The sequence below is a fragment of the Pseudoxanthomonas sp. UTMC 1351 genome, from assembly GCF_040948865.1.
Classification (GTDB): Bacteria; Pseudomonadota; Gammaproteobacteria; order Xanthomonadales; family Xanthomonadaceae; genus Pseudoxanthomonas_A.
Genome location: NZ_JAVGJT010000030.1, coordinates 30,145 through 43,184, shown reverse-complemented (window position 1 = coordinate 43,184; position 13,040 = coordinate 30,145). Strand labels below are relative to the sequence as shown.

Genomic DNA, 13,040 nt, shown 5'->3' with positions numbered 1-13,040 from the left:
CGTTACGAGGTAATACGGTCAGACGGCGGCGTCTATAACTTGGACACGGCTGCAATCCAGACTGCAATCGAAGCTGCCCCCGCTTAACCCCAGCGCTACGGTTCCCCCATGGAACAGAGAGGCCCGAGTTCAATAGGGGTTTAATGCTGTCAGCGCTCCCCGTACTATGCCCAAGCCAGCCCGGGCTCATCTCGCTGCGGCGAGCATCCCGTAGACGAGGAATCCTATATAAAGATGGATATGGCACAGCATTCACGCTTCCACCTTGTCTATGACGGCCCGGCGCTCACAGAGCACAAGATGAACGTCCGCGCCTTGGCCCCGGCCTTGCTGGCCATGGGAGATTTGGTTGAGCGCGCCAACGAGATTCTCAACGGCAACCAAGCCAAGGTTTCCGTGAATGTTAACGCCTCTTTTAAGTCGGGATCGTTCGGCGTAGACCTTGAGCTGGCACAGAGCCTATGGCAGAAGGTGCTGGACTTCGCCAACAGCCACCCGGTCACGGGAATATTGGCAATCGTGGGATTGCTGGGACTCGGCAAGGACACGGTCAAGGGCGTGGTTCAGGTCGTCATGTGGCTACGTGGCCGAGGGGTTAAGCGGATTGAGCCGCTCAGCAATGGGCTTGTGCGGCTATATGTGGATAACGATCACATGGATATCGAGGAACGGGTCCTGCAGCTGCTGCAGGACTACAAGATTCGACGCGGACTTGAGGGCGTAATCGGCGAGCCGTTGCAGAAGGAAGGAATCGAGACCGTGGCCGTGGTCGACAAGGACGCGAAGAAGGTCATCGTATCGATTGATCGTGTGCAGGCTGGTTACTTCAAGGCGCCCGAGCCGGAGGAAGAGGCACTGCAGGAAGACGAGTATGCCACTAGTTTGCAGGTGCTCAACTTGGCATTTCAGGATGGTAATAAGTGGCGCTTCACCGAAGGCGGCGGCAACACCTACTACGCCACGGTGTCGGACTATGAGTTCCTGAAACGTGTCCAGCTCAACCAGGAACAGTTCGCCAAGGACGACATCATCAAGGCGCGCGTGCGACGCATCCAGCGCCTCACCAAAGATGGCCTAAAGGCCGACTACGAAGTTTTGGAAGTCCTAGAGCATCGGGGCGCTTCGCCGAAGGTGCAGTTGCGCATGGATTTCGGCCCGACCCAGCAGGATTAACCTGCTGGAGGCGGTCGGTTGTTGTAGGAAGGTCCGATAGTTCCGGTCAGGGGCAGGCAAGCGCGATGGGGTGGTTCAAAGACCGCTTGAGGGGCCAAGGCCACGAGAATGCACTGACAGGGGACTGGATTAGACGCTGTGCAAGTCAAATGTCGTGGCTTTACAAACCATGTGTCGCGTTACACTGGCGCGGATGGCTAATCGGGACAGATGATCTACGCGCTTGCAGCGGGCGTCACTTGTTCTTTGCTCGTGCAAAGAAAAGTAACCAAAAGAAACACGCCCCGGGCAGCGCGCCCTTCGGGTTCGCAATCGGGCCGGGAATTTTCGGAAGGCACATCCATGTGCCTGCCGAAAACGACGCACATCCTGTGCGCCGCCCCTGCGGGGTTTAACCCGTCCCGCTTGCCGCGCCTTAACGGGGGCCCCTGAGATCAAGAGCAAGAGCAGGGCAGGAGCAAAGCAAGAGCAATGCGAGAGCAAGAGCTAAGACGGCAACTAGAGCCAAGTAACCGCAATAGCGGGCGGTAACAGTAATGGCAAAATCCTGTGGCGTTGCTGTTGCTGTTGCTGTTGCTCCTACGCTCTTGCTGTCGCTCTTGGCTTCTTGGGGCCCCCTTTAAGGCGCGGTGGCGCCGGTGGGTACAACCCTTCAGGGCGCCGCGCAGGACGCGCGGCGTTTTCGGCAGGCACATGGATGTGCCTTCCGAAAATTCCCACCGGCGACACGTACCCCGAAGGGGCGCGCTGCCAGGGGTGGCCTTCTTTTGGTTACTTTTCTTGGCCACACAAGAAAAGTGACGCCCGCTGCAAGCGCGTAGCCAATCAGTCCCAATGAGTTACCCGCGCTAGCGCCCATATCTAACAGCAGCGACGGACTCAGAGCTCAGCCGTGCGCACAGCGCAGCTACACAAAAAAACTGGCCCACACCTTGCACAACACCGTGCATCCCCCCACCCGCCGCGCCGGAATCCCGTTGCGGCAAACACCTCCTACCCCTCGCCAACCCCCATAAACCCGACCCTGTAGGGCAAACCCCTACAGGCCGTCGGGTACGTCCTCATCACAACCAGAAACGCCCCGATTATTTTTCTGGCGCGATCGGCTCAAAGTGTTCCCACGGCGCCAAAGTCCAGCGACGGCACCGAAGGGGAACAAAATGAAGACCGGTCTTGCCACTCAACTCGGACAGCAGCTCCACCTGACGCCGCAGCTGCTGCAGTCGATCCGGCTGCTGCAGCTCGATGGCCTGCAGCTGGAGATGGAAATTCGCCGCGCATTGGAGCTCAACCCGCTGCTGGAGCTGGAAGAAGAGCAGAGCGCCGAATCCCCCACCCTGGCCGCCGACAGCACCGACACCGCCGCGGTCGAAACCGCCGCTTTCGACGAACTACCCGAATCCAACCTGTGGGACATCCCCGGCGCCAGCTGGAACGAGGGCGACGACGACCGCATGCAGCGTATCGAGGCCGGCGAATCCAGCGACCCGCAGGTGCGCGTGCTGGCCAAGCTGTCGCTGGAACTGAGCGATGCTGACCTGCAGGTTGCTGCCTTCTGGCTGGAGCACACCGACGACGCCGGTTACCTGGTACAGGAACCCGCCTCGCTGGCGATGATCGCCGCCGCCCAGCACGGCGTTTCCGCCGAACATGCCGAAATCCTGCGCCAGCGCATCCTGCATGGTGAATACACCGGGCTGGCCGCGCGCGACCTGCGCGAGTGCCTGCTGGCGCAACTGGCCGGTTTGGCCGGCCACGTACCGGGCCGTCCTATCGCCCAGCGCATCATCGAGTCCTGCCTGGACCTGCTGGGCAGTCATGACTACGACGCCATCGCCACCCGCTTGGACCTGGATGCCGACCAGGTGCGCGATGCCGTCCGCCTGATCCTGTCCCTACAACCCCGTCCGGGTGAAGCGCTGGTGCCCGAGGCTGCCGCTGCGTATGTGATTCCGGACGTGGTGGCCTGGCACGCCGACTGCGCCTGGCGCGTGGCCTTGAACCCGGCCACCACGCCGCGCCTGTCGGTCATGCCGATGCACGAACGCGCCCTGGAGCGTGCTGATCAACAGAATGCAGACCAGAGCGCCGGAGCACAGAAGCTGCGCGAACTGCTTCAGGAAGCCCGCTGGCTGACCCGCGGCCTGTCGATGCGCTACGACACCCTGCTGCGCACCGCGCGCGCCATTGTCGAGCGCCAGGCCGGCTTCCTGTCGCAAGGCGATGAAGCCATGGCGCCGCTGACGTTGAAAGAGATCGCCGACGAGATCGGCATGCACGAGTCCACCATCTCGCGCATCACCACCGGCAAGTACATGCAGACGCCGCGCGGCACGTTCGAACTGAAGCACTTCTTCGCCGTGCGCCTGGAAGGCGCCAGCGTCTCCGGTCCGGCGGTGCGGGCCATGGTGCGCCGGCTGATCGAGTCCGAGCCGGCCGGCAAGCCGCTGGCCGACGAGGCCATCGCCGGGCTGCTGGCCCGCCAGGGGATCCACATTGCCCGCAGAACTGTGGCGAAGTACCGGGAACAGCTGGATATCGCTCCCGCACGCCAGCGTCGACACGGTAACGTGTCGGCTTTGGCCAAGGCCGGTTAGCGGAGCGATAAAAGAATGAGCAAGATCACTGTTCTGTTGGTGGACGACCACGAAGGCTTCATCAATGCGGCGATGCGCCATTTGCGCAAGCTGGATTGGCTGGAAGTGGTTGGCCGCGCCAGCAACGGGCTGGAAGCGATCGAACGTTCCGAAACGCTCCGCCCGGACGTGGTCCTGATGGACCTGGCCATGCCCGAAATGGGCGGACTGCAAGCCACCCGGCTGATCAAGACCCAGGACGCGCCGCCGTTCGTGGTCATTGCCAGCCATTTCGACGACGCCGAGCACCGCGAGCACGCCATGCGCGCCGGCGCCGACAATTTTGTCAGCAAGCTTTCCTACATCCAGGAAGTCTTGCCCATCCTAGAAAAGTTCAGAGACGACCGCAGCCATGAGTGAATCCCGAATCCTCGTCATCGATGCCGATGCCGCCCGCGCCGAACGCTTGGCCGGACTGCTGGAATTCATGGACCTGACACCGCGCTGGGTCGCCAGCCTCGGTGACGTGGATCTGGGCCGCCACCGTCCGCACGATTGGATGGCGCTGGTGGTCGGAGAACTGGACGATGCCGCACAGGCCACGGAATTCTTCGCGTGGCTGGCACGCACGCCGCTGCCTCCGCCGGTCCTGCTGCTGGAAGGCGACACCGCCGCGTTCGCCGCCGCGCATGGCCTGCACGAGGCCGGCGTGTGGCCGCTGGAGTCGCCTATCCGTCACGCCCAGCTGGAAGGCTGCCTGCGCCGCGCCAGTCTGAAGCGGCTGGACACCGAACATCACGCGCAGACCGCGGTTTCCAGCGGCCCCACCGGCAACAGCCCAGCAGTCGTCCGTCTGCGCCGGTTGATCGACCAGGTCGCCGCGTTCGACACCACCGTGCTGGTGCTGGGCGAATCGGGCACCGGCAAGGAAGTAGTGGCCCGCGCCATCCACGACCAATCACCCCGCCGCGATGGACCGTTCGTGGCGATCAACTGCGGTGCCATTCCGCCGGACTTGCTGGAAAGCGAACTGTTCGGCCACGAGAAAGGCGCGTTTACCGGCGCGCTGAGCGCCCGCAAGGGCCGTTTCGAAATGGCCGAAGGCGGCACTCTGCTGCTGGACGAAATCGGCGACATGAGCCTGCCGATGCAGGTCAAGCTGTTGCGCGTGCTGCAGGAGCGCAGTTTCGAACGTGTCGGCGGCAGCCAGACGATCCGCTGCAATGTGCGCGTGATCGCCGCCACTCACCGCGATCTGGAAGACCGCATCGCCAGCAACCAGTTCCGCGAGGACCTGTTCTACCGCATCAACGTCTTCCCCATCGAGATGCCCGCCCTGCGCGAGCGCACGGAAGATCTGCCGGCGCTGGTGGACACCATCGCCGCGCAGTTGGCGCGTACCGGCCGCGGCGAAGTGCGCTTCGCCGAAGAAACCCTGCAGGCACTGCGCGGTTATCCGTGGCCGGGCAATGTGCGCGAACTGACCAATCTGGTCGAGCGCCTGGCCGTGCTGCATCCCGGCGGTCTGGTGCGCGCGCATGATCTGCCCAAGCGCTACCAGCCGGAAGATCTGCCGCCGCTGCCCGCGGAACTGGTCGCCGTCGCCACGCCGGTGGCCGCCAACACGGTCACCCTGGCCAGCACCGCGGAAAACGCAGCAACGACCACGCCCGCCCAAGCCGACGACCGCCTGCCGGAAGAAGGCCTGGACCTGCGCGAACACATCGCCCGGATCGAGATGAACCTGATCCGCGATGCGTTGGACCGCGCCGGTGGCGTGGTCGCCCATGCCGCGCAATTGCTGGGCCTGCGCCGCACCACGCTGGTGGAAAAACTGCGCAAGTACGGCGTGGAGCGCGACGAAGTTTCTCTGGCGACGGAAAACTGACGAGCGGCGCAAAGCGATTTCGGCACACGTCTTGCAACAGGGTCTATTAGCGCTATCGGGATAGGCCCCGCCGCACTTGAGCGCGTATGCGGCAAGGAAGAACGAAAGAATTTATGTCGATAAATGACCGAGTGATGACGCCGCCGCATGCGCGCTCAAGTGCGGCCCTTCGGGTTGCCGTGTCCGGTGGCCAAGCGGCCGCGCGTGGCTGGAACAGGCGGCCGGCCTGTCACGGCGCCACGCACGACCACCTGACCACCGGACACGACAACGGGACCTGTCCCGATAGCGCTAATAGACCCTAATTCACCAAGACACTCCGACGCTTACCGCAGCCGCCCATGTCCGACTCCGTTTCTTCCATCCTGTCGCAGATCCGCAGTTACCAGAACCAGCTGGGCACGCGTGCACTGGAACCGGTGCAGAACCCTGGCGCCATCGACTTCGGCCAGTCCGCCGTGGTCAAGGCGCCTAGTTTCGGCGAGACGCTGCAGAACGCGATCCAAGGCGTCAACACCACGCAAAAGGAAGCCGGCGCATTGGCCCAAGCCTTCGAGCTTGGCGACCCGCGCGCCGACCTGGCGCGGGTGATGGTGGCCGCGCAGCAATCGCAGGTGGCGTTCCGCGCCACCGTCGAAGTACGCAACCGGCTGGTCCAGGCCTACCAGGACGTCATGAACATGCCGCTTTGATTTTGTAGAGCCGAGCTTGCTCGGCTGCTTCTAGCTTCGGATACAAAAAAGCAGCCGAGCAAGCTCGGCTCTACAAAAAACAAAACCGTGACAAAACAAGCCGTTTGAACCAGGAACCCGCAACCCCATGGCCCTCACCCTTTCCAAGGACGCACTGAAGGAATCGCTGAACGCCGAAAAGGCGGGCGCGGCGCTTTCCAGGATTCAGGACATTCCGGTGTTCCGCCAGATGGGCACGTTGTTGATGATCGCCGGTGCGATGGCGGTCGGCCTGATGGTGTTCTTCTGGTCGCAAAAACCCGCGTACGCGCCGCTGTATACCGGGTTGGATGCCAAGGCCACGGCGGAAGCCACCGACATGCTGCGCACCGCGCAGATTCCGTTCAAGTTGGATGAAGCCACCGGCGCAATTTCGGTACCGGAAAAGAACCTGCACGACGCACGCCTGAAGCTGGCCGGCTCCGGACTGGCCGAGAGCGGCCGCCTGGGCTTCGAACTGATGGAGCGCGATCCGGGCTTCGGCGTCAGCCAGTTCGTAGAAAGCGCACGCTATCAGCATTCTTTGGAAACCGAACTGGTCCGCACCATCGCCACACTGCGACCGGTGCGCGATGCACGCGTGCATCTGGCCATTCCCAAGCCCAGCGCGTTCACTCGCCAGCGCGAAGTCGCCAGCGCCTCGGTGGTATTGGACCTGCGCTCCGGCGCCATGCTGGAACGCAATCAAGTCGACGCCATCGTGCACCTGGTCGCCTCCAGCATTCCTGACCTCGCTCCTGAGCGCGTCACCGTGGTGGACCAGAGCGGCCGCATGCTGACCATCAGCGATCCCAACAGCGAGGCTGCCTTGAATGCCGCGCAGTTCGAACGCGTGCGCAAGCTGGAGACGTCGTTCAACCAGCGCATCCGCGAACTATTGGAGCCGCTGACCGGCCCTGGCCGCGTCAACGCCGAAGTCGCGGTGGACATGGATTTCTCGGTGGTCGAAGAAGCACGCGAGACTTTCGCCAACGATCCGACCAAGATCCGCAGCGAGCAAGTCAGCCAGAACACCGTCAGCAAGACTGGCGGTCCAGAAGGCGTGCCCGGCGCCACCAGCAACACCCCGCCCGGCCCCGCCGCGGCCGCAGCTCCCAATCCCGATGCGCCGGTGGAAACCGCCAGCAGCGCGACCCGCAATTTCGAACTCGACCGCACGTTGCAACACACCCGCCAACCGGCCGGCCGGGTCCGTCGCATCACCGCCGCCGTGTTGGTGGACCACGTGCCGCGTGCCGGCGCCAACGGCAAGACGGTGATGACGCCCCTGGACGCCGCCACCCTTGCCCGCGTCGAAGCGCTGGTGAAGGAGGCGGTAGGTTTCGACGGCGCACGCGGCGATTCGGTGTCGGTGATGAACGCGCCGTTCGTACGCGAGGATCCCGTCGTGGCCGAAGACATTCCGCTATGGGAAAACCCGGTACTGCAAAATCCGCTTGTGCGCGACATCGCGCGCTACGGCCTGGGTGCCATCGTCGTACTGGCGCTGCTGTTCGGCGTACTTCGCCCGGCTATCCGCCAGATCGTCAATCCCGCGCCCAAGCGACTGAAAGCGTCCAGGGTCGACGTCACTCTCATGGATGACGAAGATGAAGACGAACGCATCGTCGCGGCGCTGCAGGAAGAGGTCGACGCGACGCCCAAGCAGCGCGCATTGGCTTCCGATGCCTACGAAGACCGGCTGCGGCAAGCACGTGAAGCGGTGAAGACCGACTCCCGGCAGGTCGCTCAGGTCGTGAAGGATTGGGTGGACAGCGATGAATAAGCAACAGGAACTTGCCCTTTCCGGGGTCCAACGCGCCGCCGTGCTGCTGCTGTCGCTGGGCGAGGAAGACGCGGCCGAAGTGCTCAAGCACATGAACGCCAAAGAGGTGCAGAAGCTGGGCATCGCCATGGCCACCATTTCCGGCATCAGCCGCGAACAGGTGTCGCAGGTGATGGAAGTCTTCAACTCCGCGTTGGACAAGCAGACATCGCTCGGCATGGGCGCCGACGACTACGTGCGCAAGGTGCTGGTGCAGGCGTTGGGCGAAGACAAGGCGGGCAGCCTGATCGACCGCATCCTGCTGGGCCGCAACACCACCGGCCTGGATACCTTGAAATGGATGGACCCGCGCGCCATCGCCGACCTGGTGCGCAACGAACATCCGCAGATCATCGCCATCGTGCTGTCGCACCTGGATGGCGACCAGGCCGCTGAAGTCCTGAAAATCCTGCCCGAGCGTACGCGTTCGGATGTGTTGCTTCGCATTGCCACGCTGGACGGCATTCCGCCGAACGCACTGAACGAACTCAACGAGATCATGGAACGCCAGTTCTCCGGCAACCAGAATCTCAAGTCATCCAATATCGGCGGCGTCAAAGTCGCGGCCAACATCCTCAACTTCATGGATTCAGGCCAGGACCAGGTCATCCTGACCACCATCAGCCAGGTCGATGCCGAGCTGGGCGCGCGCATCCAGGACTTGATGTTCGTGTTCGACAACTTGAACGACCTGAGCGACCGCGAACTGCAGGCGCTGCTGCGCGAAGTACCCAACGACCGCCTGGGCTTGGCCTTGCGCGGCGCCGACGGCAAGGTGCGCGAAAAGATCACCCGCAACATGTCGCAGCGTGCCGCGGAAATACTGCTGGAAGACATGGAAGCGCGCGGCCCCGTGCGCTTGTCCGACGTCGAAATGGCACAGAAGGAAATCCTGGCGATTGTTCGTCGCCTCTCCGAGCAAGGCGTGATCTCGCTGGTGGCCGGCAGTGAGGAGATGGTATGACCACCATCGGAGCAGGCGCCGACAGCAACGATGCGATCCGCTGGCTGGCGCCGCCGCTGGACTTCGTGGCCAGAGGCGCGACCTCGGAAAATGCGCCGTTGCCGCGTCCGCCCAGCCTGGAAGAAATTCAGGCCATCGAAGAAGCCGCCTATCAAGAGGGTTTGGAACGCGGCCGTGCGGAAGGCCACGCCGAAGGATTGGCGCAAGGCCAAACCGAAGTGCGGCGGCTGGCCGCGCAGATCGAAGGCATTCTGGACAATTTCTCACGTCCGCTGGATCGGCTTGAGAACGAAGTCGTCGCCGCTTTATCCGAGTTGGCCGTCCGTATCGCCGGCGCATTGGTCGGCCGTGCCTATCAGACCGACCCCATGTTGCTGCAAGAGCTGGCCAGCGAGGCGTTGGATGCTGTCGGCGGCACCAACCGCGAAGTGGAAGTACGCATGCACCCGGACGATATCGCGGCACTGACGCCGGTGCTGTCGCTGATGCCGGCCACACGCCTGACCGCCGATCATTCGCTCAGCCGCGGCGACCTGCGCGTGCATGCCGAAAGCGTGCGCATCGACGGCACACTGGAAGCGCGCCTGCGTGGCGCACTGGAACGCGTGCTGGCGCGTGGAGCCGCGGTATGAGCGCGCAACCACTGGAATGGCTGACCGCACGCGATCTTCGCCTGGCCGCGCGCCTGTCGCAGATTCGCCCGGACCTGGGTGGTCGCGGTTTGATCCGCGAAGGCATCCTGCGCCGCGCGGTGGGACTGACACTGGAAGCCATTGGCTGCGAAGCGCCGCTGGGCGCGACCTGCAAGGTCGAAGTCGTCGATGGCGGCTGGGTCGACGCTGAAGTCGTCGGCTTTGCCGGCGAACGTACTTATCTGATGCCCAGCGCCGAACTGCACGGCCTGCTGCCCAACGCCCGCGTGGTGCCGATGCGCCGCCGCGGTGGCGTGCAGGTTGGCGAAGGTTTGCTGGGCCGCGTGATCGACAGCGACGGCGTGCCGTTGGACGGACGCGGTCCCATTCGCGCCGAAACCACGGTCAGCTTGTCCGGCGCCGCCATCAATCCGCTCTCGCGTGAACCGATCACCCAGCCGTTGGACGTCGGCGTGCGCGCCATCAACGCACTGCTGCCGATTGGCCGTGGCCAACGCGTGGGGCTGTTTGCTGGTTCGGGCGTGGGCAAATCGACACTGCTGGGCATGATGACCCGCTACACCGCCGCGGACGTGATCGTGGTGGGACTGATTGGCGAACGTGGTCGCGAAGTGCGCGATTTCGTCGAAAGCACATTGGGCCCTTCCGGCATGGCGCGTGCCGTCGTGGTGGCAAGCCCGGCGGACCGGCCGCCGCTGGCCCGGCTGCAAGGCGCGTATCGCGCCACCGCCATCGCCGAATGGTTCCGCGATCAGGGATTGAATGTTCTGCTGCTGATGGATTCGCTGACCCGCTTCGCCCAGGCGCAGCGCGAAATCGGTCTGTCGGTCGGTGAGCCGCCCACCACCCGCGGCTATCCGCCGTCGGTATTCGCGCGTCTGCCCGCATTGGTGGAACGTGCCGGCAATGGCTCCGCCGGACGTGGCTCCATCACCGCGTTCTACACCGTACTGACTGAAGGCGACGATCCGCAGGACCCGATCGCCGACGCCGCGCGCGCGATTCTCGACGGCCACATCCTGCTGTCGCGGCGCGTTGCCGACAGCGGTTTGTATCCGGCCATCGACGTGGAATCCTCGGTCAGCCGCGTGGTGACGGAAATTGCCGACGAAACCTGGCGCGACCGTATCCGCAAACTCAAGCGGCTGCTGTCGGCCTACAACAGCAACCGCGACCTGATCGCCATCGGCGCCTACCAGCGCGGCAACGATCCGGCCGTGGACGAAGCCCTGGAACGCTGGCCCGAAATCGTTGAATTCCTGGGACAGGACGTGGCGCATTCCGCCGATCTGCCTAGCAGTCGCTCGGCGCTGGAAACTTTGATCCAAAGCAGCGGCATGAAACAGCGCGGTCCGCTCGAACGTAAGGAGCTCTAACCCATGATGCAGTCCCGCCGAATCGATCCCTTGCTGCGCCGCGCGCAGGAGCATGAGGATGCCGTCGCCCGCGACCTGGCCGAGCGCCAGCGCGCCTTGACGATGCACGAATCGCGCCTGGAAGAACTGCGCGGCTATGCCGAGGAATACGCCAACAGCCAGATGGCGGCCACCAGTCCGGCGCAGTTGGCCAACCGCCGCGCTTTTCTGGACCGTATCGATAGCGCGCTCAAACAGCAGCTGCAGACGATCGACCGCAGCCGCGCCAGCGTCGATATCGAACGCGACCGCCTGCTGCTGGCGAGCCGCGACAAACAAGTACTGGAACAACTGGCCGCCAGCTACCGCGTGCAGGAACGGCAAGTGGTGGAACGCCGCGATCAACGTGAGATGGACGACCTGGGCGCACGCCGTGTACGCCAGGCCGCGACGGCAGTGCAGGAAAGCGAGGAAAACGGATGAAGACCGCGCTTGCCGGCCTCAATCCTGGCGCCGCCAGTTCCGCCAGCCAGGCAGCTGCCACCCATGCATCGGCAAAAGCCGATGAGTCCAACGCACAGGAAAAACCGCAGTTCGACCGGCTGATGGAAAAGAAAGCCGCGCACGCGAAGTCGGCATCATCGGCCGGCAAGGATGGCAAGGCCTCGGTAGCCGAAGTTGAAGAAAAACCCGAGCAGGAATCCAGCAAAACGGAACGCGCCACTCGCAAACCGAAAGCTGCTGAAGATTGGCCGCCATTCGGGCTGGCAACGCAGTTGCCGGCGTTTCCGGAGACCGCCCCACTTACCGTGCCTGCGTCACCGTTGGAACTCGCGGCCAATGCGCAAGCGTTGCAGCTGTCCGAGGCAGGCATGACCGAAGCGCCGCTCATGGCGGCTTCAGTAGCGCCGACCGCGAGCGGTGACGCCGCATCGTTCGCTCCCGTTGTTGGCAACGCGACGACCGCCGGGACAGTGACTGATGTGGCGCCGGCGACCACCTCAGGTTTGGCGGCCGATGCGCCAATGCCTGATGTGCTGATGACCGATCTCGCTGGTGCCGATGTCCAGGTCACGCTGCCTGCGCATGCCGAAAGCAGCAACCCGGCCAAACCGGCGCTGCAGAACCTGCTGTCCTTCGCCAGCCATCTGGCCAACGGCAACCCCATTGCTGCGGCGCCGGAGGCGATCGCGCTGGTCAAGGACGTTGTGGATGCGCTGAGCTCCGAAGGCGAAGCGGAACCCGCCTCGCCGTCGACCAATCTGATGGCGGGCTCCACCACAACCTCATCCAACGGACTGGCACGCACCGCGACCGTCAACCCGCTGGAAGCTCCGATGCCGGATCTGCACAACGAACAGTTCGACGAAGCGGTCGGCACACGTTTGACCTGGATGGCCGAGCAGAAAATCGGCCACGCCCACATCAAGATATCGCCGAACGATCTGGGCACCGTGGAAGTACGCCTGCGCCTGGACGGAGATCGCGTGCACGCCGACTTCAGCAGCGCCCAGCCGGAAGTCCGGCAGGCGCTGGAAAACAGCCTGCCCAAGCTGCGCGACATGCTGGGGCAGCACGGCTTCCAGTTGGCGCAGGCCGATGTGGGGCATCACCAGAATTCCCACCCGGCACCGAACACGCTCGGTGCCGGGGACCATAACGGCAGCGAAGACGCCGGCCTGGCCAGCGAGGCCCTGCTGCCCCGCCCGGTTCGCGTAACCGCCCACGGACTGCTGGACGCGTACGCTTAGCAGCGGGTCGCGACAATCCTTCCTTGTGGGGAGCGATGCTTCCTTGCGGGAGTGGTGCCGGCATGCCGGCACCGGTCAGTCGCGACCGTGAAGGTAGACGGCACGGAAAGCGTCGCGACTCACGTCGCTCCCACACGTTGGGGAT

At 63.9% G+C, this 13,040-nt stretch carries 11 protein-coding genes; all 11 read left to right on the top strand.

Going from position 1 to position 13,040, the window contains the following annotated elements; translation table 11 throughout:
- Positions 1-234: 234 nt before the first annotated feature.
- Positions 235-1,173: a hypothetical protein gene (locus AB6O04_RS17350; RefSeq protein ID WP_368565471.1), complete on the top strand. Its 939-nt coding sequence runs from the start codon at positions 235-237 to the stop codon at positions 1,171-1,173.
- A gap of 1,160 nt (positions 1,174-2,333) precedes the next feature.
- Positions 2,334-3,770, top strand: coding sequence for an RNA polymerase factor sigma-54 (gene rpoN, locus AB6O04_RS17345; protein ID WP_368565470.1), 1,437 nt, complete (start codon positions 2,334-2,336; stop codon positions 3,768-3,770).
- Between the two features lie 15 nt (positions 3,771-3,785).
- A complete protein-coding gene (locus AB6O04_RS17340) occupies positions 3,786-4,169 on the top strand; it encodes a response regulator transcription factor (RefSeq protein ID WP_368565469.1) in 384 nt (127 codons plus the stop codon).
- Positions 4,162-5,637 carry a sigma-54 dependent transcriptional regulator gene (locus AB6O04_RS17335; protein ID WP_368565467.1) on the top strand — a complete coding sequence of 492 codons (1,476 nt, stop codon included), beginning with the start codon at positions 4,162-4,164 and terminating at the stop codon, positions 5,635-5,637. The genes AB6O04_RS17340 and AB6O04_RS17335 overlap by 8 nt, the downstream gene beginning before the upstream one ends.
- A 341-nt stretch (positions 5,638-5,978) precedes the next feature.
- On the top strand, positions 5,979-6,329 hold the full coding sequence (gene fliE / locus AB6O04_RS17330; RefSeq protein ID WP_368565466.1) for a flagellar hook-basal body complex protein FliE: 351 nt from the start codon (positions 5,979-5,981) through the stop codon (positions 6,327-6,329).
- A 127-nt stretch (positions 6,330-6,456) separates the two neighbouring features.
- Entirely contained in the window at positions 6,457-8,133 is a 1,677-nt protein-coding gene (gene fliF / locus AB6O04_RS17325; protein ID WP_368565465.1) for a flagellar basal-body MS-ring/collar protein FliF, read from the top strand.
- On the top strand, positions 8,126-9,136 hold the full coding sequence (gene fliG, locus AB6O04_RS17320) for a flagellar motor switch protein FliG (RefSeq protein WP_368565464.1): 1,011 nt from the start codon (positions 8,126-8,128) through the stop codon (positions 9,134-9,136). The genes fliF and fliG overlap by 8 nt, the downstream gene beginning before the upstream one ends.
- Positions 9,133-9,768, top strand: coding sequence for a FliH/SctL family protein (locus AB6O04_RS17315; RefSeq protein ID WP_368565463.1), 636 nt, complete (start codon positions 9,133-9,135; stop codon positions 9,766-9,768). Before fliG ends, AB6O04_RS17315 begins: the two co-directional genes overlap by 4 nt.
- Positions 9,765-11,165, top strand: a complete 1,401-nt coding sequence (gene fliI, locus AB6O04_RS17310; protein WP_368565462.1) for a flagellar protein export ATPase FliI — start codon at positions 9,765-9,767, stop codon at positions 11,163-11,165. Before AB6O04_RS17315 ends, fliI begins: the two co-directional genes overlap by 4 nt.
- 3 nt (positions 11,166-11,168) lie before the next feature.
- Complete coding sequence (gene fliJ, locus AB6O04_RS17305) at positions 11,169-11,627, top strand: flagellar export protein FliJ (RefSeq protein WP_368565459.1); 459 nt, start codon at positions 11,169-11,171, stop codon at positions 11,625-11,627.
- Positions 11,624-12,895 (top strand): flagellar hook-length control protein FliK, encoded by a 1,272-nt coding sequence (locus AB6O04_RS17300; RefSeq protein ID WP_368565457.1) that lies wholly within the window; start codon positions 11,624-11,626, stop codon positions 12,893-12,895. Before fliJ ends, AB6O04_RS17300 begins: the two co-directional genes overlap by 4 nt.
- Positions 12,896-13,040: the final 145 nt, after the last annotated feature.